General features: G+C 72.9%; 19 protein-coding genes and 1 pseudogene. 10 read left to right on the top strand and 10 right to left on the bottom strand.

What is annotated here, in order from left to right; genetic code table 11:
* The first annotated feature begins 14 nt into the window (after nt 1–14).
* The 5 genes from ACSNN7_RS06255 to ACSNN7_RS06235 all read left to right on the top strand — a co-directional run bounded on the left by ACSNN7_RS06255 (nt 15) and on the right by ACSNN7_RS06235 (nt 4,716).
* The gene (locus ACSNN7_RS06255) at nt 15–833 is read left to right on the top strand and encodes a ribonuclease HI (RefSeq protein ID WP_436679679.1); all 819 of its coding nucleotides are present in this window, start codon (nt 15–17) and stop codon (nt 831–833) included.
* A 194-nt stretch (nt 834–1,027) separates the two neighbouring features.
* The gene (locus ACSNN7_RS06250; protein ID WP_436679678.1) at nt 1,028–3,601 is read left to right on the top strand and encodes an AAA family ATPase; all 2,574 of its coding nucleotides are present in this window, start codon (nt 1,028–1,030) and stop codon (nt 3,599–3,601) included.
* The gene (locus ACSNN7_RS06245; protein WP_436679677.1) at nt 3,598–4,002 is read left to right on the top strand and encodes a hypothetical protein; all 405 of its coding nucleotides are present in this window, start codon (nt 3,598–3,600) and stop codon (nt 4,000–4,002) included. The genes ACSNN7_RS06250 and ACSNN7_RS06245 overlap by 4 nt, the downstream gene beginning before the upstream one ends.
* The gene (locus tag ACSNN7_RS06240) at nt 3,999–4,445 is read left to right on the top strand and encodes a DUF4190 domain-containing protein (RefSeq protein WP_436679676.1); all 447 of its coding nucleotides are present in this window, start codon (nt 3,999–4,001) and stop codon (nt 4,443–4,445) included. Before ACSNN7_RS06245 ends, ACSNN7_RS06240 begins: the two co-directional genes overlap by 4 nt.
* A gap of 13 nt (nt 4,446–4,458) precedes the next feature.
* Nucleotides 4,459–4,716: a hypothetical protein gene (locus tag ACSNN7_RS06235; protein ID WP_436679675.1), complete on the top strand. Its 258-nt coding sequence runs from the start codon at nt 4,459–4,461 to the stop codon at nt 4,714–4,716.
* 165 nt (nt 4,717–4,881) lie between these two features.
* Here the strand turns inward: ACSNN7_RS06235 and ACSNN7_RS06230 are convergent, their stop codons facing one another.
* From ACSNN7_RS06230 to ACSNN7_RS06185, 10 genes and pseudogenes are all read right to left on the bottom strand, one after another.
* Nucleotides 4,882–5,769, bottom strand: coding sequence for an alpha/beta fold hydrolase (locus ACSNN7_RS06230; protein WP_436679674.1), 888 nt, complete (start codon nt 5,767–5,769; stop codon nt 4,882–4,884).
* A 205-nt stretch (nt 5,770–5,974) separates the two neighbouring features.
* Nucleotides 5,975–6,643 (bottom strand): TcmI family type II polyketide cyclase, encoded by a 669-nt coding sequence (locus ACSNN7_RS06225; RefSeq protein WP_436679673.1) that lies wholly within the window; start codon nt 6,641–6,643, stop codon nt 5,975–5,977.
* The gene (locus ACSNN7_RS06220; protein ID WP_436679672.1) at nt 6,643–7,980 is read right to left on the bottom strand and encodes a cytochrome P450 family protein; all 1,338 of its coding nucleotides are present in this window, start codon (nt 7,978–7,980) and stop codon (nt 6,643–6,645) included. The genes ACSNN7_RS06225 and ACSNN7_RS06220 overlap by 1 nt, the downstream gene beginning before the upstream one ends.
* A complete protein-coding gene (locus ACSNN7_RS06215; RefSeq protein ID WP_436679671.1) occupies nt 7,977–8,297 on the bottom strand; it encodes a putative quinol monooxygenase in 321 nt (106 codons plus the stop codon). The genes ACSNN7_RS06220 and ACSNN7_RS06215 overlap by 4 nt, the downstream gene beginning before the upstream one ends.
* Complete coding sequence (locus tag ACSNN7_RS06210; protein WP_436679670.1) at nt 8,294–8,710, bottom strand: hypothetical protein; 417 nt, start codon at nt 8,708–8,710, stop codon at nt 8,294–8,296. The genes ACSNN7_RS06215 and ACSNN7_RS06210 overlap by 4 nt, the downstream gene beginning before the upstream one ends.
* A 282-nt stretch (nt 8,711–8,992) precedes the next feature.
* Nucleotides 8,993–9,814: pseudogene (locus ACSNN7_RS06205) on the bottom strand (AfsR/SARP family transcriptional regulator); the annotation flags it as partial.
* A 252-nt stretch (nt 9,815–10,066) separates the two neighbouring features.
* The gene (locus ACSNN7_RS06200; RefSeq protein ID WP_436679669.1) at nt 10,067–10,861 is read right to left on the bottom strand and encodes a S1 family peptidase; all 795 of its coding nucleotides are present in this window, start codon (nt 10,859–10,861) and stop codon (nt 10,067–10,069) included.
* Nucleotides 10,862–11,067: 206 nt separating this feature from the next.
* On the bottom strand, nt 11,068–11,925 hold the full coding sequence (locus ACSNN7_RS06195; protein ID WP_436679668.1) for an ABC transporter permease: 858 nt from the start codon (nt 11,923–11,925) through the stop codon (nt 11,068–11,070).
* Nucleotides 11,922–12,932 carry an ATP-binding cassette domain-containing protein gene (locus ACSNN7_RS06190; protein ID WP_436679667.1) on the bottom strand — a complete coding sequence of 337 codons (1,011 nt, stop codon included), beginning with the start codon at nt 12,930–12,932 and terminating at the stop codon, nt 11,922–11,924. The genes ACSNN7_RS06195 and ACSNN7_RS06190 overlap by 4 nt, the downstream gene beginning before the upstream one ends.
* Before the next feature lie 148 nt (nt 12,933–13,080).
* Nucleotides 13,081–13,473 carry a hypothetical protein gene (locus tag ACSNN7_RS06185; RefSeq protein ID WP_436679666.1) on the bottom strand — a complete coding sequence of 131 codons (393 nt, stop codon included), beginning with the start codon at nt 13,471–13,473 and terminating at the stop codon, nt 13,081–13,083.
* Between the two features lie 310 nt (nt 13,474–13,783).
* On the opposite strand from ACSNN7_RS06185, the gene ACSNN7_RS06180 reads away from it, so the two are divergent.
* From ACSNN7_RS06180 to ACSNN7_RS06160, 5 genes are all read left to right on the top strand, one after another.
* Nucleotides 13,784–14,401, top strand: coding sequence for a TetR family transcriptional regulator (locus ACSNN7_RS06180; protein ID WP_436679665.1), 618 nt, complete (start codon nt 13,784–13,786; stop codon nt 14,399–14,401).
* 73 nt (nt 14,402–14,474) lie between these two features.
* Nucleotides 14,475–16,055: an MDR family MFS transporter gene (locus ACSNN7_RS06175; RefSeq protein WP_436679664.1), complete on the top strand. Its 1,581-nt coding sequence runs from the start codon at nt 14,475–14,477 to the stop codon at nt 16,053–16,055.
* Nucleotides 16,056–16,272: 217 nt separating this feature from the next.
* Nucleotides 16,273–18,897: a class III lanthionine synthetase LanKC gene (gene lanKC, locus ACSNN7_RS06170; protein WP_436679663.1), complete on the top strand. Its 2,625-nt coding sequence runs from the start codon at nt 16,273–16,275 to the stop codon at nt 18,895–18,897.
* A 74-nt stretch (nt 18,898–18,971) separates the two neighbouring features.
* Nucleotides 18,972–19,091 carry a SapB/AmfS family lanthipeptide gene (locus tag ACSNN7_RS06165; protein ID WP_088647629.1) on the top strand — a complete coding sequence of 40 codons (120 nt, stop codon included), beginning with the start codon at nt 18,972–18,974 and terminating at the stop codon, nt 19,089–19,091.
* Nucleotides 19,092–19,161: 70 nt separating this feature from the next.
* A partial coding sequence (locus ACSNN7_RS06160; RefSeq protein WP_436679737.1) for a SapB/AmfS family lanthipeptide occupies nt 19,162–19,234 on the top strand: 73 nt, incomplete at its 3' end.

Below are 19,234 nucleotides of genomic sequence, written 5' to 3'. Positions count from 1 at the left end.
CGTCAGGAGGCGTCGTGCGTCCCGATGAGTTCCTCCGCACCCTGGCCCTGCTCCCCGCTCCCCTGCACGACCGCGCCCTCACCCTGCGCGCCTTCACCCGCCCCACCCGCTGCGACGACTGCCAGCGCATCGGCGACGCCGTCCGCCTGGCCCTCACCGCCGCCCACTACGACGAGCTGACCTCCGCCGGCGAACTGCTCGACACCGCCGAGCGGCTGGCCGCCGACCACGGCATCCACCGCCGGTCCGGCGACGACCAGCAGCGCGGCCGCGGCCGGGTGGTCCGCTGGGCGACGGCGTCCGCGCCGCTGGTCGCCGCGACCGACGCCAGCTGGAAGGGCCGCGTCGGCGGCATCGGGTACGTCGTCAGCGACGGCCACTACGGCCTGCTCGGCCGGGGCATCGGCCGGCTCGACCCGACCGGCGCCTCCCGGGTCCTGATCAACGAGCTGCGCGCGGTCGACTACCTGCTGACCGGGTACGACGAGGTGCCCGTGGGCATGACAGTGCCGCTGGACTGCCTTGCCGCCCTGCGCTACCTGCACCGCTGGCAGACCGGCGAGACCGATGCGATGCCGGCCGGCTACAGCCTGCGGGAGCGCCGCTGGTCGGACCAGCCGACCCTGGTCCGGCTCGCCGAGCAGGTGGCCCGCAGACCCGACCTGACGTTCGCGCACGTCAAGGGGCACAGCGGCCACGCGCTCAACGAGGCCGCCGACGGACTGTCGCACATGGCCCGCCGCCGGCGGGAGGAGGCCTTCGACCTACGTCCTCGGGCGCACGCCCTGGTCGACGCGTTCCTGCGCGACTGGCACGCGAACGCCACGCTCTGACGCCCGCCCGCCCGCAGCGGGGACGGCCTGATTCGTCTGCGACATCAGCTCCACAGCGTCCGACCGCCACCACCGCTCTCCCGACTCCACTGCTCGCCCCAGCCGGGCCGACAGCGGCCTGCCCACTTCCACCGCTCACCCCGGGCGGACCGGCGACCCGTCGATCCGCGGACACCACGCGCCTGGAGACGACCATGACCGACACCGCGCAGCCCACCACCGCACCCCTGATCGAACTGATCTTCGACCGGCTCGCCGCCGACAGCGACGTGCCGTCCGACACCGCCGAGCTGGTCCTCGCCGCGCTCACCGGCGAGGACGACCTCACCGCCGCCCTTGCCGGCCGCCCCACCCGGCTCGACCCGCGCTCCCCGGCGCACGACGAGCCGTCGGAGCGGATCTGGCTGAAGTCGGTGACCGTCGCCGGGTTCCGCGGCGTCGGCCCGGAGCGCACCCTCGACATCGCGCCGGGGCCGGGCCTCACCCTGGTTGTCGGCCGCAACGGCTCCGGTAAGTCGAGCTTCGCCGAGGCCGTCGAGCTCGCCCTCACCGGCGACAGCGCCCGCTGGGCCGACAAGACCAGCGTGTGGCGTACCGGGTGGCGCAACCTGCACGCCCCGGAGCCGTGCCGGATCGGTGTGGAGCTGCGGGTCGACGGCGTGGCCACGCCGACCCGGGTGGCGCGGGCCTGGCCGGCCGGCGGTGAGCTGGCCGACGCGGAGGTGACCGTGACCGGCGCGCGGGGACGGCACACCGGCCTCGCCGAACTGGGCCTGGCCCGCCCGCTGGAGCTGTACCGGCCGTTCCTCACCGCGGCCGAGCTGGGTCGGCTCGCTGCCGGCACGCAGAGCCAGCTCTTCGACGCGCTCTTCGCCATCCTCGGCCTGGACGCGCTGACCGACGCCGACCAGCGGCTGATGCGCGCCGCCCGGCCGCACGACACGGCCGTCAAGCAGGTACGCGCACAGCGCGCCGCCCTGGCCGACCTGCTCGCCGGGGTCGCCGACGACCGGGCTCGGCGGGCCGCCGGGCTGCTGCGCGGACGGGGCGCGGTCGACCTGCCTGCGTTGACGGCGATCCTCGACGAGCCGGACGAGGCGACCGCCGACGAGGCGGTGTTGCTGTGCCGGGAGCTGGCCGCCCTCGACCCGCCGCCGGTGGACGAGGTGACGCGGCTGGCCGGGCAGCTGCGGGAGGCGGCGGCCGAGACCCTCCGGTACGACGGCGGTCGGTCCCGGGCGGCGCTGCGCAGCGCGGAACTGCTCCGTCTCGCCATCGAACACCACGAGGACCGGGGTGACGGGCCCTGTCCCGTCTGCGCCACCGGCACCCTCGACGGTGGGTGGCGGGCCGCCGCCGCGCAGAGCCTGACCGAGCTGCGGCAGCGCAGCGTCGCCGCCCAGACCGCGGCGACCCGGCTCACCGCTCTGCTGCGTCAGGCGCACCACCTGATCGACGACCTGGCCGTGCCCGACGGCCCCGGATGGCAGACGCCGACCGGGTCGCCGCTCAGCGGCATCGGCGCGGAGGCGCCGCGCCAGCGGGCGGGCACGGAGGTACTTTACGAGAGCGCTGGCACGACCGGGCCGCGCGAGGACGACGGCGCGGAGGCGCTGCTCGGGGCGCTGCGGGAGGCCGTGGCCGCGCTGCGGGGCGTACCCGGGGAACCGGCCGACGTGGCCGACCACCTGGCGGCGCGGTACCCGGCGGTGGTGGCGGCGGCGGACGCGGCCCGTGCGTACGCCGAGGGGTTCCTGCGGCAGCGTGACACCGGGTGGCGGTCGGCGGCGGCCGAGTTGCGCGAGTGGGTCGCCGCCGTCGGCGGGCTGGCGGCGCGGGAGGCGGCGCTGGCCCGGGTGAAGGCCGCGCGCGCCTGGTTGAAGGAGACCGGCGCGGCGGTCCGCGACGAGCGGATCGCGCCGTTCGCCGCGCACTCGCAGCGGATCTGGGAGCAGCTGCGGCAGGAGAGCAACGTCGAGCTGGGCGCGATGACCCTGGCCGGGACGAACACCCGGCGGCGGGTGGTCTTTCCGGTGAGCGTCGACGGTGCGGACAACGGCACCGCGCTGGGCGTGATGAGCCAGGGCGAGATGCAGGCTCTCGGGCTGGCGACGTTCCTGCCGCGCAGTTGCGCCCCGGAGAGCCCGTTCCGGTTCATCGTCGTCGACGACCCGGTGCAGAGCATGGACCCGTCGAAGGTGGACGGGCTGGCCCGGGTGCTCGCCGAGCTGGCCGAGGACCGGCAGGTCGTGGTCTTCACCCACGACACCCGGCTGCCCGACGCGGTGCGCCGCCTCGACCTAGGCCGGGCACGGATCGTGGAGGTGCAGCGCGCCGAGCGATCCGTGGTGACCCTGCGGGCCGGCTCCGACCCGGTCACCCGCTACCTGGACGACGCGTGGGCGCTGGCCCGCAACGACGAACTGCCCGCCGACGTACGCGGGCCGGTGGTGGCGGAGCTGTGCCGATCGGCGATCGAGGCGGCGTGTCACCTGCGGGTGTGGCGGGTCCGGGTGACCCGGGGCGTTCCGCATGACGAGGTGGAGGCGGCGATCGTGGACGCCTCGCGCCGGCTGACCACGATCGTGGCGTTGGCCGTCTTCGACGACGCGGAGCGCGGTGGCGACGTGCTCGGCTGGCTGGGCCGCCACGGCGGCTGGGCGGTCGGCGCGTACCGGGCCTGCCGGGAGGGCGTGCACGGGGCGTACCTGACGGACCTGCCCGGCCTGGTCACCGACGCCCGCGCCCTGGCGAAGGTGCTGACGTGACCGCGCCGACGCCCCGCCGCTGCCTGGCGGCGGCCGACCAGCTGCTGCGCGGCGCCGGCCCGCTCGGCGCCACGGCGGTGACCGCCGGCTGGTGGCCGCGGGCCTGCGCCTGCCTGATCCGCCTCGCCCTCGAAGGCGGCATCGACGACTACTGGCGGCGGGTCCGGCCGGCCGTGGTCGCGTGCCGGCAGGGCCGGGCCAAGCAGCTGATGCTGCGCGGCCGGCTCGGGCCGGGCGCCGAGGTGGCCCGCCGGATCACCTACGCCTGGTCGACGCTGTCGGCCGCCACCCACCACCACTGCTACGAGCCGGCCCCGACGGCGGCGGAACTGCGCCGCCTGCACACCGAGGTGAGCACCCTGCTCCACCGACTCGACCAACGACAGGAACCGCGACGATGACCTACCCTCAGCCCGGCCCCGAACCGACCCGGCCCCTGCCACCGGTCTCGGCCGTCCCCGCCGGCCCGTACCCGCCGGCCGGCCCGTACCCGGCGGCCAGGCCCTACCCGCCTGCGGTGCCGTACCCGGCCGTGCCGTATCCGGCGCCGTTGATGATCGCGGCGCCGCCCACGTCCGGCACCGCCACCGCCGCGATGGTGCTCGGCATCGTCGGCGTGCTCGGCGGATGGTGCGTCTTCGGCCTGCCCTGCCTGATCGCCGTCGTCCTCGGGCACATCGGGCTGCACGAGACCCGCGACGGCCGGAAGTCCGGGCGCGGCATGGCCGTCGCCGGGCTGGTGCTCGGCTACGTCTTCGTCGCCCCGGCGGTCGCGCTCACCGTCATGGTCTTCTTCGGCGGCGTGATCGGCGCCGCCACCCCGACCCCTACCTCCACTCCGTGAAAGGTCACTCCTGATGACATTCGACGAACCCGAGGTGCTCGCAGTCGACGCGTACCGGGTCATGGTGCGGAGGTACGTCGAGCGGCTCGTCGCCGAACTTCCCGACGCCGACGCCTACGGTGAGGCGTATCGGCAGGGCCTGCGCGACATCCACGCCGACCTCGTGGGGCGCGGCCACGCCACGCCGCTCGACCTGCTCGCGAGCGTGGTGGGCGTACCGGTGGACACGCTCGCGGGGTGGTTGCCGAGCGCCAACGACGGCCTGACCTGAGCCAACCGGCGACCGGAGGGGTCATCGACGACGACGCCGAGCCCGGCCTGGTCACGGACGCCCGCGCCCTGGCGAAGGTGCTGGCGTGACCGCCCTGACGCCCCGCCGCTGCTTGCCCCACTAACCGAAGTCGCTGGTTGCGCGGCAGCCGGGATCCACTGCCGCCTAGGTCCCGGCGTGCGGGGGGTGGACGCGGCCGAGGAAGTCGCGCATCAGCGACACCACCTCGTCGAGGTGGGTCTCCAGCAGCCAGTGACCGCCGTCGAGCAGGTGCAGCTCGGCGTCCGGGAGGTCGCGCAGGTACGCGCGGGCGGCGCCCTCGGGCATGTACCCGTCATGCGGCCCCCAGACGATCAGCGTGGGTGGCCGGTGCTCCCGCAGGTACGCCTGCTGACGCGGGAACCAGTCGACAGTGGTGCGCTGGTCGGCGATCAGGTGCACGAGGTTCTCGGGGCCGGGCGGCCGCCCCACCTGCGCCCAGAAGAGCGTCCAGAGGTCGGGGCTGATCCGGTCGGCGATCTCGCCGGGCACCTCGCCCAGGAACTCGTCGCGGAACCCGCGCTCCGACACGTGCTCCGCCACCTCGGCCAGCGCCTGCGGGCTGGGGTCGGCCCACATCTTCTTCAGCGGCGCGTACTTGGGTCCGTGCTGGTCCTCGTAGATGTCGCCGTTCTGGATGACCAGCGCCGCGACCCGTTCCGGTGCGCTCATGGCCAGCCGCAGGCCGAACTGGGAGCCGTAGTCCTGCAGGTAGATGGCGTAGCGACGCAATCCGAGGACGTCGGTGAACCGCCGCAGGAAGTGGGCGTACCCGTCGAAGGTGTAGGCGAACTGCCCGGCGTCGGCCCGGGTGTAGCCGAAGCCCGGTAGGTCGGGGGCGAGCAGCCGCCAGCGGTCGCCGAGCGCCGGCATGAGGTTGCGGAACTGGAACGACGAGGACGGGTAGCCGTGCGGCAGCAGCACCACCGGGGCGTCCACCGGCCCGGCCTCCCGGTAGAAGGTGCGGATGCCGTCGACGTCGACGGCCCGGTGCGCCACGGGGACGGCTGCCATGACCCCGCCCTACCCGCCATTGAGCTGGGCAAACCGCCGAAGGCGGACCCGCCGCGCCCGGCCGTCGTCGCCTGCCGCGCCGCCGCTGGTCGTGGCGGCGCCCACGCGCCGTTGCCGCGATGGTGCTCGGCGTCGTCGGCGTGCTCGGCGGAGGGTGTGAAGGGTGACGGTCGCCGTGGCACCACGGCGACCGCCACCGAAGGGTTCAGTCCTCGGCCTGCCAGCGGTAGAACTCCTTGGCCACCGCATCCTTCGGGCTGTGCCACGTCTCCGGGTTGTACGGGCTGATGAACGGGCTCAGCTCCGCCATGACCTTGGCGAAGGCAGGCTGGTTGTGGTCGGGTCCCCCGCCGGCCGCCGCGGCGGTGCGCTCCAGCAGGTGCACGTAGACGTCGTCGATCGAGTACAGCCAGCGTCCGGTGACGCCCAGCTGGACCGGCAGCGACCCGGCGTCGGACTCGCCGAAGATGCGCGCGACGTCGGGCTCCGCGCCGGGCTTGATCCGTCCGACGACGACGGTGAGCTGCCGGTCGGCCGACTCCGGCGCGGAGTCGGCGTCGGGGACCCAGCGGTAGAACTCCTTGGCGACGGAGTCGGAGGGGTTCTTCCAGTATCTCGGGTACGGCGTGACGTACGGGGCGATGGCTTCGGCGATCTTCTGGAACGCCGGTAGGCCCCGCTTCTGGCCCGAGATCCTCGGGTCCTCCTTGCGTTCGATCACGTGGATGTAGAGGTCGTCCAGGGACAGCAGCCGGCGCCCGATCACGCCGAGGTCCTGCGGTCGGGTCGACTTGTCGTAGTAGCCGAAGACGTCGCCGACGATGTTGTCGCTGCCCGGAACCATGTGACAGACGATCACGTTACGGAAGACCATTACCGCTCCTCGGGTGTGTGGACGCGTGATTGCGTGGACGGTGATCTCTGACTGCGGATCGGCGGCGGGGCTGCGGCGCCCGCGCCGATCGGGGACGGCGCTGCGGCGCCCCCGGCGGTGAACTCGACCGGAAGCTCCAGCAGGCCACGGAACGGTGACCCGGCCGGCAGCCGGCGCAGCCCGGCGACCGGCACCGCGAGCCGCAACTCCGGTAGCCGGGTCAGCAGTGCCTCGATGGCGATCTGTGCCTCCATCCGGGCCAGCGAGACCCCGAGGCAGTAGTGGACGCCGTGGCCGAAGCCGAGGTGCGGGCCCCGCACGCGGCGCAGGTCCAGCCGGTCCGGGTCGACGAAGTGGGCCGGGTCGTGGTTCGCCGCGTTGATCACCACGCCGACGATCGAGCCGCGCGGGATGCGGACGCCCTGGTACTCGACGTCCTCGGTGGCGATCCGAGGACTGGCCACCGGCAACGGGCCGTCGAATCTCAGCAGCTCCTCGATCGCCGAGGGCAGCAGTTCCGGCTTGGCGCGCAGCAGGTCGAGCTGGTCGGGATTGGTCAGCAACGCGACGGTCGCGTTGCCGAGGAAGTCGGCGGTGGTCTGGTGCCCGGCGAAGAGCAGCAGGAACGTGGTGGTGACCAGTTCGGATTCGGAGAGCTTGCCGTCGTGGTCGCAGGCGTCGATCAGGGCGCTGATCATGTCGTCACCGGGGTGCGCGCGTTTGGCCTGGACCAGATCGGCCAGGTAGTGATGCAGCCGCAGCTGGGCTTCCTGCACGGCCGCCCGGTCCTCCTGCGGGCTACGGCCGGACGACCCGGACGTCCTGATCACCTGGGTCCAGTCGAGGACCGGCTCGTGGTCGGTCTCCGGGATGCCGAGCAGTTGGCTGATCACCATCATCGGCAGCGGGATCGCGAAGTCGTGCATCAGCTCGGCCCGGCCCTGCGGGATGACCTTGCCGAGCAGGGTGTCCACGATCTCCGCCACCCGCGGCCGCAGCGCCTCGACCCGGCGCGGCGCGAACGCCTGCGACACGATCCGGCGCAGCCGGGTGTGCTCCGGTGGGTCCGCGTTGAGCATGTTCTTGTTCAACGCCTCGGAGTTGGGCCCGAAGATTCGCAGGTACTCCCGGCCCGGGCCGTAGAGGTCCTTGGACAGCCGGGGGTCGACCAGCGCCGCTCTGGCGTCGTCGAACCGGGTGATCAGGTAGGAGTCGAACCGCGGCGAGCTGATCGGGCACACCGGCTTCTCCGCCCGCAGCCGGCCGAAGGTGGGATAGGGATTGGCGGCGAAGTCGTGGGTGTAGAGCTCCGACGCGGGTACGGCGTCCTCGGTCATCGCGGCTCCTCGGGCTCGCTGCGTACGCTGTGCAGGACCTGGTAGGTGTGCCGCTGCGCGGATTCGCGCAGCTCGCGGATCATGTGCAGCAGCCGGTCCCGGTGCTCGCTGCGGCCGAAGGCGTCCAGCCGTTCGCGGTCCACCCAGTCGCTGATGATCAGGTAGCTGCGCGGGTCGTCGGCATCGCGGACCAGGTCCTGCTTCAGGCACCCGTCCAGCGCGCGGACCTCCTCCGCCGCCGAGCGCCACTCCGCCTCGAACTGCTCCTCGCACCCCTCCTTAATGCGCATGGCGAGCACGGTGCGTACCGTCGTCATCGCGCGCCTCCGAGGACCAGTTGCTGGTGCTCGCCGAGCGCGTCGGCGTCGGTGCTGAGCAGCAGATGGCTGTCGACCTGCCCGGACGTCTGCCGGCGCACGTCGGCGCAGAGCGTGCCGAGGCCGGTCATGGTGCCCTCGTCGGCGGGGAGCCGCTGCTCGACCACCCGGCACCCGGTGCCGCGCCGGGCCGGCTCGACGGCGGCGATCGGCCCGGTGGGCTCCGCTGCGGCGATGAGGACGTCCGTTGTCGTGTGCACGTCGATCTCCTTGCCCGTACTCGGTTCTGGCCTGCTGTCGGGGTGCGCCACGCGGTGGAACAGGCGGCGCCGGAAGCCGAGGAGGACCGGCGCGATCGGCCCGGCCTCCGCCACCCGGCGGGGCTCACGAGCGATGAGCGTTCTGCGGGTCATCACAGCTCCCTTCCTGCTCCCCGCGGAGGTGGTTCCGCGACCGGCCCGCCGGCGTCAGGGTCGGGACGACGGCCGGCGCCCGTCCTTCCTCGCCCGGTCGCCCGGACCGGACGGCGGCGCGCCCTGCGGCACCGGGTGGCAAGCCCCGCCCAGCGGCGCCCGGACCGCGGCGCCGTCGTCCTGCGACCGTGCCGGAGCCCGCGTCACCCCGCCGTCACGGGCGGCCGGCACCGGGTCCGGGACCGTTGACGCGGTGGAAACGAGTCGCGGGACGCCGCGCCCCGGCTGGGCCGGGGTCCGCCGCGCGGGCCGGTCGTGCGAGGCGAGCACGTCGCTGATCAGCGCGCGCATCGCCGCGGACGGTTCCAGCTGCAACTCGCGCCGCAGGAGATCCCGGTAGACGAAGTAGGCGTGCAGCGCCTCGTACGCGTTGCCCTCCGCCAGGTGCGCCTGGACCACCAGCCGGTGCGGGGTCTCCCGCAGCGGTTCGGCCGCCATCGCCTCGAGCGCGGCCTGCAACGCCTCCCCGTGCTCGCCGGCACGCAGGTGGGCCCGGGCCATCTCGTCGAGCAGGTGCAGCCGCAACTGTCTGAGCCGTTCCCGCTCCAGCAGGACCCAGTCGTTGTACCAGCCGGGCAGCAGGTCGAAACGCCCGGCGGCGAGGACCGCCGCCGGCCGGGCAACGCCGCCCTGGCTGATCCGGGCGTCGGCCCGGACGAGTTCGTCGACGTCCACGTCGACCCTCGGGTGCAGCCGGACCGTGTCGCCGTCGGTGAGCACAGGGCAGGACGGGTCCCGGCGCAGCCGCCACAGCGCGGTACGCAACGAGGAGAGGGCGCGCTCCTCCGGCACCTCCGGCCAGAGCGAAGCGGCCAGTTCGGCGCGGGTCGCACCCGGGCGCAGCCCGATCAGCGCGATGGTGCGTTGCAGGCCACGCGGCACCACCACCGGCCGCCGGCCGTGCAGCAGCCGGAACCCACCGAGCAGCAGGAGCCGGACCTTGGGCTCGGCGTCGGACCCCGGCGGTGCCGGGGTACCCCCTGCCGTGGACAACCGTGCGCTCTTCTCACAGGTCACGATCGAACTCCCTGCACCCGGGACCATGGACGGCGAAGGCCCTGTCGGAGCCGACCGACCGCCGGCTGGACCCGACCGACCGCCGGCTGGACCGGTGAAGGGGGCTCGGGTGGCCCGGGGATCGCTCGCCTCAGCAGCAAGTCTGCGCAGCCGGCGTCACCCCAGCGTCACCGTGCGCCGGAATCTGTGCGTCTCCTGTGACAGCCGGTTGACACCGCACCTGTGACGGCACGCGAGCGGCCCGGCTGGTGGTCAGCCGGGCCGCGATCGGTCGTACGGTCAGCCGCCGAGGCTGGCGGCGGCCGAGGCGATGGACGAGGCGAAGTAGCTCACCTGGGTGTAGACGCCGGGGTAGTTGGGCCGGGCGCAGCCGTTGCCCCAGCTGACGATGCCGACCTGGATCCACGCGTTGCCGGCGTCGCGGCGGAACATCGGGCCGCCCGAGTCGCCCTGGCAGGTGTCCGTGCCGCCGCCGGCGTACCCGGCGCAGATCTCCTCGGCGACGATGACCTCGCCGTCGTAGTTGGCGTTGCAGGTGGCGTCGCTGACGAACGGCACGGTCGCCTTGAGCAGGTACCGCTGCTGGCCGCCGCCCTCTCGGGCCGCGCCCCAGCCGGCGACGGTGAACGTGCCGTCGTCGTAGGCGGTCGTGGTGGCGATCGGCAGGGTGCTCAGCCCGGTGACCGGGGTGGCCAGCCGGATCAGCGCCCAGTCCTTGCCGCTGCCGTTGTAGCCGGGCGCGCGGTAGACGTAGTTCGACCGCACGGTGATCCGGCTGGACGACCGCAGGTCGACCACCCCCAGCGTGGCGGTGATGCTGGTGTTGGTGCCCGTGCCGCCCACGCAGTGCGCGGCCGTGAGCACCAGTCGCGGGCTGTACAGGGCCCCGCCGCAGCCCATCGAGAGCCGCACCATGAACGGGAACTCCCCTTGGGCGGCGCGGGTGCCGCCGACGACGTACGGGGTGGGCGTGGGGTCGGCCGCGGCGGCGGGCGCGGCGAGGGTGAGGCTGCCCGCGGTCACCGCGGCCAACGCGGCGGCCAGCAGGCCGGTGAGGGTGCGCCAACGAAGCATGATTCCTCCGCATTCCGACCGGCACGCCTCGTGCGCGCACCTGGTTCACAATTGCGGACATCATATTGAGATTCGTCGATTGAGCGGCCCTATCCGCCGGGTCATACCCCGGCGATATGGACGCCACGGCCCGGCCGGATCAGCCCCGGCCGGGCTCGCCGGCCTGCTCAAACAAGGGCAGGTCGGCGCGATATCGGTCGTCGGGATCAGCGGCGGTTGTACCGGTACATCGTCAGGGTGCCGAAGACCACGACGAACCCGGCGCTCCACAGCAGCATCCACATCATGCTCGACGGGTCCGACGAGCCCGACATGGCCGCGCGCACCGAGGCCACCAGCTGGGTGACCGGGTTGACCTTCACGAACGCCTGGAGCCAGCCGGGCATCGTGCCCGGGTCGACGAACACGTTGCTCAGGAACGTGAGGGGAAACAGCACCATCATGCTGACGCCCATCACCGATTTCTCGCTGCGCAGGACGAGGCCGAAGAACGTCCACACCCAGGAGAACGCGAACGAGAAGACCACCAGCAGCCCGATCCCCGCCAGCACGCCGAACAGCCCGCCGCCGGGCCGGAACCCCAGCACCAACCCCACGCCGAGGATGACCACGGCCGCCAGGACGTAGCGCAGCACGTCGCCGAAGATCATTCCGACCAGCGCGGCCGGCCGCCAGACGGGCAGCGTACGGAACCGGTCGAAGACGCCCTTCTCGATGTCGGTGTTGAGGCCGACGCCGGTGTACATGGTGATCATGACGACGCTGGTCACCATGATCCCGGGCAGGAAGAACTGCAGGTAGTCACGGGGGCTGTCGGCGAGGGCGCCGCCGAACAGGTAGGTGAACATCAGCACCATGATGATCGGGAACGCGGTCACGTCGAAGAGCTGCTCCGGCACGTGCTTGATCTTCAACATGGCGCGCCAGCCGAACGTGAGCGACGCCGAGAGCGCACTCGGCCGGGGCGGTCGCGCGCCCGGCGCGAGGACGGTCCCCAGGGCCTCGGTGGACGGTACGTAGACCGACGGGGCCCGCCCTGTCGTGGTCGTGGCGGTGTCGCTCATCGGGCTGCCTCCAGCTGCTCGTCGCGCTCGTCGGCCGAGGCGGGGTGGTCGGTCAGGGCCAGGAAGACCTCGTCGAGGCTGGGCTGGCCGACGGAGAAGTCGTCCACGACGATGCCGGCGGCGGCCAGGTCGCCGAGCGCGCGGGCGGCGTGCCGGCTGGCGTCGAGGTCGCTGCCACCTCCGCCGACCCGTGCCGTCAGCGCGACCGGATCGGCCCCGAGCTGCACCGGAACACCGAGCGCCGCCTGGAGGACCTGCTCGGCCTCGGGCCGCTGTCCCGGGTCGCGCAGCCGCAGGTGCACGGTCCCGGCGCCGACCGACGACTTCAGCTCGCCCGGCGTGCCCTCCGCGATCACCCGGCCGTGGTCGATCACCGCGATCCGCCCGGCGAGCTGGTCGGCCTCGTCGAGGTACTGCGTGGTCAGCAGCACGGTGGTGCCGTGCGCCACGACGGCCCGGACGATCTCCCACACCTGGTTGCGGCTGCGTGGGTCCAGCCCGGTCGTCGGCTCGTCGAGGAACAGCAGGTCGGGAGTGCTGAGGATGCTCGCCGCGATGTCGATGCGCCGCCGCATGCCGCCGGAGTACTTCTTGACCTGGCGGTCGCCCGCCTCGGTCAGGCCGAACGCGGCGAGCAGGCTCTCGGCACGCTCCCGGGCCGCCGGCTTCTTCAGCCCCAGCAGGCGACCGAGCAGCACCAGGTTCTCCGTGCCGGTCAGATCCTCGTCCACGGAGGCGTACTGGCCGGTGAGGCTGACCCGCGCGCGGACGGCGTCGGCCTCGGCGACCACGTCGTGACCGAAGACCCGCGCGGTGCCGCCGTCGGGACGCAGCAGCGTGGCCAGCACCCGTACCGCCGTGGTCTTGCCGGCACCGTTCGGGCCGAGCAGGCCGTAGACGGTGCCGGCGGGGACCTGGAGGTCGATGCCGTTGAGCGCGCGGGTCTCGCCGAACGACCGGGTGAGGCCGTCGACCTCGACGGCCGGCCCGGTGGTGCGTCTACTCATGATCTGAACCTTCCTCTGACAGCTTCAGGAGACGTACCGGCGCGCGTCCGGCGGCGCAGCAAGGTCAGGCGTCGTCAGCGCGCGTGCACCCCGGTGACGATGATGCACGCCGATTGAACGCCGGCGGTACGACACAACGCGGCCCGCGTCAGATCTCGAACCCGGCGTGCATGAGTGCCTGCGCCCGGTCGATCGCCTCGATCTCGGTGATCCCGGCGGTGCCGGCGTACAGCTGCGCCAGCGCGGTGATCAGGGCCATCGCCCCCAGGTTGAGCGCGTTGTACTGCTCGACGAACGCGGCGACGAGCTGCTCGTTGCTGCGGTTGCGGTCGAGCATGACCGGGACCGCGCGGTCGTCCCGGTCGTGCAGGTGGCCGTAGACCAGCGACCACATGTCGCTGCGCTCGCCCGTGGCCACGCCGGTGATGATCTCCCGGGCGATGGTGGCGAGCTGGTTGCCGGCGGCCACCACGTCCGCGTCCTCCGGGTCCAGGCCCCGCATCACCGGGCTGCCCCATCCGCAGTGGTGGGCCGGCGCCACCCCTGATCCCCGACGGCGGGTATCGGTACGGCGGCGGGGTCGGGCCGGGGCGGAAGGTCGGCGACTGCCCTGGCGTGGATGTCCTCTGCGATGCGCGGAAGGAAGGTCATGTTGGAGTCAACGAGCCTCGGACGGCACGGATCCGTGTCCGTGCCGCTCGGCATCGCGGCCCGTCCGGCGCGGCAGCCCCGCTCTTCCGGCGCGATCGGCAGCGTAGTGGCCTGACCTGCCGGAAGAGCCCGGGTCGGGAACATCACTTCACAGAATAAAAACTTGCAGACTCCGCAAGTTGGCTCGTAGCGTCGCCGGAATGACTGGTGCCGACCAGGCCGCCCCCGGGCGCCGCGACCGCAAGAAGCGGCTCACCCGGGCGGCACTCACCGCCGCGGCGCTGCGGCTGGTGGCCGAGCGCGGCCTGGAGAACGTGACGGTGGAGGAGATCAGCGAGGCGGCGGACGTGTCCTCGCGGACCTTCTTCAACTACTTCACCGGCAAGGACGACGCGCTCATCGGTGACCGGGCGCTCGACCGCGACCGGGTCGTGACGCTGCTGGCCGCCGCCCCACCCGGGGTGTCGGCGCTGGAGGCCGTCCGGCTCTGCCTCGACGAGGCGATCGACACGATGCAGGCCGACCGGGAACTGTGGCGGCTGCGGCTCGCCGTCATCGCCCAGAATCCTTCGCTGCTGCCCCGGCTGATCGCCGGCAACGCCGAGACCGAGCGGGCGATGGTCGAGGCCGTCGCCACCCGACTCGGCGTCGATCCCGACCACGGCCACCCGGCGCTGGTCACCGCCGTGGCCGGCGCCGCCTTCCGTACCGCGCTGCTGCGCTGGGCTGCGGACAGCGGCGGCCGGGCGCTACGCGACCTCGTGGACGAGGCGTTCGCCGCGGTCGCCGCCGGCCTGCCGGATCCACAGTCGTCCTGATCCCACCAGTCCTCGGCCCCGGTGCGACCGCACCGGGGCCCGCCATGCCCGGTACACCCGAAAGAGAGCGTCAATGACCGCAACCGCCCCGCCCGCCGACACCGCCGAGGTCGGCACGCGCATGTCGCGTCGGGAGGTTCTCCAGGCCCTCTCCGGCCTGATGGTCGGCATGTTCGTGTCCATCCTCGCCTCCACGGTGGTGGCGAACGCGCTGCCGCGGATCATCGCCGATCTGCACGGCAGCCAGACCGTCTACACCTGGATCGTCACCAGCGAACTGCTCGCCATGACGGCGACCGTGCCGCTGTGGGGCAAGCTGGCCGACCTGTACAGCAAGAAGCTGCTGATCCAGCTGTCGCTGGGGCTGTTCGTGGTGGGCTCGCTGATCGCGGGCCTCACGCCGAACGTCGAGGTGCTGCTGGTCAGCCGGGTCGTGCAGGGCATCGGGGCCGGCGGCATGACCGCACTGGCCACGATCGTGATGGCCGCGATGATCCCGCCGCGGGAGCTGGGCCGCTACGCCGGCATCTTCGGCGCCGTCTTCGGCGTCGGCACCATCGCCGGTCCGCTGATCGGCGGGCTGCTCGTCGACACCTCGTGGCTGGGCTGGCGCTGGTGCTTTCTGATCGGGGTCCCGTTCAGCCTCCTCGCCATCGTCCTGCTGCAGCGCACCCTGCACCTGCCGGTCGTACGCCGCAAGGTCCAGATCGACTGGCTGGGCGCCGTGCTCATCACCACGGGCGTCTCCACGCTGCTGATCTGGTCGTCCCTGGCCGGCAACAAGTTCGCCTGGGCCTCGGGCTGGACGGCTGTCATGGTCACCGGCGGTGTGGTCCTGCTGGCGCTGGCCGTGCTCGTCGAGGCGCGGGCGGCGGAGCCGATCGTCCCGCTGGACATCTTCCGCAACCGCACGGTCTCGCTGGCCACCGTCGCCAGCGTGCTGGTCGGTGTCGCGATGTTCGGCGGCACCGTCTTCCTGTCCCAGTACTTCCAGATCTCGCTGGGCAAGTCGCCGACCGTCGCGGGCCTGATGAGCCTGCCGATGATCTTCGGTCTGCTCGTCTCGTCGACGGTGGCCGGCCAGCTCATCACGAAGTTCGGCCGGTGGAAGGCGTACCTGGTGGCCGGCGCCGCGGTGATGACCGTCGGGATGCTGCTGCTGGGCACCATCGACGCAGGCACCAGCGTGCTCGTCCTGTCGATCTACATGGCGGTGCTGGGCATCGGCGTCGGCATGCTCATGCAGAATTTGGTGCTCGCCGCGCAGAACGACGTGCCCGCGCACGAGCTCGGCGCCGCCACCAGCGTGCTGACCTTCTTCCGCAGCATGGGCGGCGCCATCGGGGTCAGCGCGCTCGGCGCCATCCTGGCCAACCGGGTGACCTCGCTGACCGCCGAGAAGCTCGGCCCGGCCGCGGTGACCGACGGCGGCTCCGCCGAGGTGCCCGACCTGTCCACCCTGCCCGCGCCGCTGCTGGCCGTCGTGCAGGATGTGTACGGCACGGCCACCGCCGACCTGTTCCTGATCGGCGCGCCGATCGCGCTGCTCGCGTTGATCGTAGTGCTGTTCATCAAGGAGAAGCCGCTGCACACCCTCAGCGGGGACGAGCGACGCGTCCAGGAGGAGGCAGCCGCGCAGGCGGCCGCGCACTGAGCCGGTACGACGACGGGGGCGGGCCGATCGGCCCGCCCCCGATCCGTCGGCGCGGCACATCGTTACTGGTCACGCGGTATTCGCGATTTCAAACTCCGCCGTTGTCACGAATTCGGGGTGGGAAACTCACCGCCGAACGATGACGCATCGCACTTCGCACGCCACTGGGCCGTCCGCAGGATGGACCTCAACCGATCAGGCGGCGGAGGCAGGCGACATGGATGAACGGTACGACTCGTACTGCGCGGTCGATCCGCTCTTCTACGACTCGTTGGCCAGCGCGAGCGCCGTGGTCGCCGGCTACGCGACGGACCGCCCGGTGCCGGACGGCTGGGAGTGCGAGGTCAAGGACGACTGGCTGATCCACGGCCCGGTCGGCGGCAACCTCCCCCAGCAGGGTTGGAAGATCCACGTGTCGGCCCGGCTGGAGAACGCCGAACGGGTGCTGACCCGGGTGATGGACTACTGCCGGCCGCGCGGCATCCCGTTCAAGCACCTGCGCGGGCCGCGGATGCTGCTCATGCGCAACAGCAAGTACGCCCGCCGGGCCAGCAGCGGCAAGTTCATCACGGTCTACCCGCGCGACGACGCCGAGCTGGAGCTGACCGCCAAGGAACTCGCGGCGCTGCTCGACGGCGAGCAGGGCCCGTACATCCTCAGCGACCTGCGCTACGGCGACGGGCCGGTCTACCTGCGCTACGGCGGCTTCGCCGCCCGGTACTGCCTCTCCCCGGAAGGGCAGGTGGTGCCGGCGATCGAGGACGCGAGCGGCAGCCTGGTGCCGGACCGCCGTGACCCGGTCTTTTACGTGCCGGAGTGGGTTACGCTGCCCGACTTCCTCGCCCCGCACCTGGCCGCGCGCAACGCCGCCAGCACCACCGAGCTGCCGTACCGGATCGAGAAGGTGATCCACTTCTCCAACGGCGGCGGCCTGTACGAGGCCCGGGACACCCGTACCGGGGACCGGGTGGTGCTGAAGGAGGCCCGGCCGTACGCGGGACTGGACGCCACCGGCGCGGACGCGGTGACCCGGCTGCGCCGGGAGGCCGACATGCTGCGCCGGCTCGCGGACGTGCCGCACCTGGTGCGGGTGCACGACGAGTTCAGCTTCGGTGGGCACGAGTTCCTGGCCTTGGCGTTCGTCGAGGGCCGGCCGCTCAACCAGCTGGTGGTGGAGCGCTACCCGCTGGTCCACCTCGACGCCGACCGAGCCGCCTACACCCGCTGGGCGCTGGACGTGCACCGGCAGGTGACCGAGGCGGTGGACGCCATCCACGCCCACGGAATCGTCTACGGCGACCTGCACATGTTCAACGTCATGGTCGGCGACGACGGGACCGCCACGCTGGTCGACTTCGAGGTCGCCGCGCCCGCCGACGCGGCGGGCCGCCCGGCGCTGCGCAACCAGGCCTTCGCCGCCCCGCGCGACCGCACCGGCTTCGCCGTCGACCGGTACGCCCTGGCCTGCCTGCGGCTGGCGCTCTTCCTCCCGCTGACGGCCATGCTGCGGCTCGCCCCGGAGAAGGCGGCGCACCTGGCCGACGTGGTGGCCGAGAACTTCCCCGTCCCCCGGGACCTGCTCGACGAGACCGTCGCCGTGATCGTCGGCGGCCCGGCCGCAACACCGGACGGCCACGCCGAGGCGGCGGACGACCGGACCAGGGCGGCAGACGGGCACGCCGGAGCGCCGGTGGACCCGCGCCGCGCCGTCCGGATCGACCCGGACGACTGGCCCGGGCTGCGGGACCGGCTCGCCGCGGCGATCACGGAGAGCGCCACCCCGCAGCGCGACGACCGGCTCTTCCCCGGCGACATCCGGCAGTTCTCGGGCAGCGACGGCGGGCTGAACCTCGCCCACGGCGCGGCCGGGGTGCTCTGGGCGTTGCACGTCAGCGGCGCGCCCACCGACGCGGAGCACGAGCGGTGGCTGATCGACCGGGTACGCGAACCCGCCTCCGGCAGCCGGCTCGGCTTCTACGACGGGCTGCACGGCATCGCGTACGTGCTGGACCGGCTCGGACACCGCGACGAGGCGCTGCGCCTGCTGGACCTCTGCCTGGACCAGCCCTGGACGGAGCTGGGCAACGACCTGATGGGCGGCCTCCCGGGCGTCGCGCTCAACCTGACCCACTTCGCCGGGGTCACCGGCGAGCGCCGGTACGCCGACGCCGCCCGGCAGGCGGTCGACCTGGTCGTCGAGCGGCTCGGCGACGTCGACTCGGTCGCCGAGGTCAGCGGCGGCCGACACCCGTACGCGGGACTCACCCGCGGCGGGGCCGGGGTGGCGCTGATGCTGCTGCGCAGATACGAGCTCGACCACGATCCGGTGCTGCTCGACCACGCCGCCACCGCGCTGCGCCAGGACCTGCGCCGGTGCGTGGAGCGCGATGACGGCCACCTGGAGGTCAACGAGGGCTGGCGGACCATGCCGTACCTCGCCGAGGGCAGTGTCGGTATCGGCCTCGTGCTCGACCAGTACCTGCGCCACCGCCCGGACCCGCAGTTCGAGACCGCGGCGGCGGCGACCCGGCGCTGCGCCGACTTCCCCTTCTACGCCCAGTCCGGCCTCTTCGCCGGACGGGCCGGCATGGTCAGCTACCTGGCCGGACGGGGCGAGTACGACACGGCGCGGCAGCAGGCCCGGTTGCTGAGCTGGCACGCCCTGCCGTACCGGGGGCTGACCGCCTTCCCCGGCGACCAGCTGCTGCGGCTCTCCATGGACCTGGCCACCGGCACCGCCGGCGTGCTCACCGCCCTCGCGGCGACCCGACCGGCGGCGGCCGCCCGGCTGCCTTTCCTGACGCCGCTGCCGGACCCGGCGCCGACGGGATCGGCCGACTGACCGGCCCACCAAGCTCCCCGGGTCACCCCGGGGCCGACCGACCGACCCGACTCATGTGGAAGGAGGTGAACGACATGGCTCTGCTCGACCTCCAGGGAATGGAACTGCCGGCCGCCGAGCGCACCGGTGGCGGCAGCCGCGCCAGCCTGCTGCTCTGCGGCGACAGCTCGCTGAGCGTCACCACCTGCAACTGAGTGAGCGGTCGTCGACCCGACGACCACCCGACCGGCCCAGATCCACACCACCAGAGAAAGAGGTACCGACATGGCTCTGCTCGACCTCCAGGGAATGGAACTGCCGGCCGCCGAGCGCACCGGTGGCGGCAGCCGCGCCAGCC

It is taken from the genome of Micromonospora sp. URMC 105, from assembly GCF_051386295.1.
In the GTDB taxonomy this organism is placed as follows: Bacteria; Actinomycetota; Actinomycetes; order Mycobacteriales; family Micromonosporaceae; genus Micromonospora.
This window is presented reverse-complemented; position numbering and strand designations above follow the sequence as displayed.

Bases quoted from the DNA above. Each gene is read 5' to 3' on its own strand.
- ACSNN7_RS06250 (WP_436679678.1), top strand. From the start codon at position 1,028: ATGACCGACACCGCGCAGCCCACCACCGCACCCCTGATCGAACTGATC.
- ACSNN7_RS06240 (WP_436679676.1), top strand. From the start codon at position 3,999: ATGACCTACCCTCAGCCCGGCCCCGAACCGACCCGGCCCCTGCCACCG.
- ACSNN7_RS06235 (WP_436679675.1), top strand. From the start codon at position 4,459: ATGACATTCGACGAACCCGAGGTGCTCGCAGTCGACGCGTACCGGGTC.
- ACSNN7_RS06230 (WP_436679674.1), bottom strand. From the start codon at position 5,769: ATGGCAGCCGTCCCCGTGGCGCACCGGGCCGTCGACGTCGACGGCATC.
- ACSNN7_RS06225 (WP_436679673.1), bottom strand. From the start codon at position 6,643: ATGGTCTTCCGTAACGTGATCGTCTGTCACATGGTTCCGGGCAGCGAC.
- ACSNN7_RS06220 (WP_436679672.1), bottom strand. From the start codon at position 7,980: ATGACCGAGGACGCCGTACCCGCGTCGGAGCTCTACACCCACGACTTC.
- ACSNN7_RS06215 (WP_436679671.1), bottom strand. From the start codon at position 8,297: ATGACGACGGTACGCACCGTGCTCGCCATGCGCATTAAGGAGGGGTGC.
- ACSNN7_RS06210 (WP_436679670.1), bottom strand. From the start codon at position 8,710: ATGACCCGCAGAACGCTCATCGCTCGTGAGCCCCGCCGGGTGGCGGAG.
- ACSNN7_RS06200 (WP_436679669.1), bottom strand. From the start codon at position 10,861: ATGCTTCGTTGGCGCACCCTCACCGGCCTGCTGGCCGCCGCGTTGGCC.
- ACSNN7_RS06195 (WP_436679668.1), bottom strand. From the start codon at position 11,925: ATGAGCGACACCGCCACGACCACGACAGGGCGGGCCCCGTCGGTCTAC.
- ACSNN7_RS06190 (WP_436679667.1), bottom strand. From the start codon at position 12,932: ATGAGTAGACGCACCACCGGGCCGGCCGTCGAGGTCGACGGCCTCACC.
- ACSNN7_RS06180 (WP_436679665.1), top strand. From the start codon at position 13,784: ATGACTGGTGCCGACCAGGCCGCCCCCGGGCGCCGCGACCGCAAGAAG.
- ACSNN7_RS06175 (WP_436679664.1), top strand. From the start codon at position 14,475: ATGACCGCAACCGCCCCGCCCGCCGACACCGCCGAGGTCGGCACGCGC.
- lanKC (WP_436679663.1), top strand. From the start codon at position 16,273: ATGGATGAACGGTACGACTCGTACTGCGCGGTCGATCCGCTCTTCTAC.
- ACSNN7_RS06165 (WP_088647629.1), top strand. From the start codon at position 18,972: ATGGCTCTGCTCGACCTCCAGGGAATGGAACTGCCGGCCGCCGAGCGC.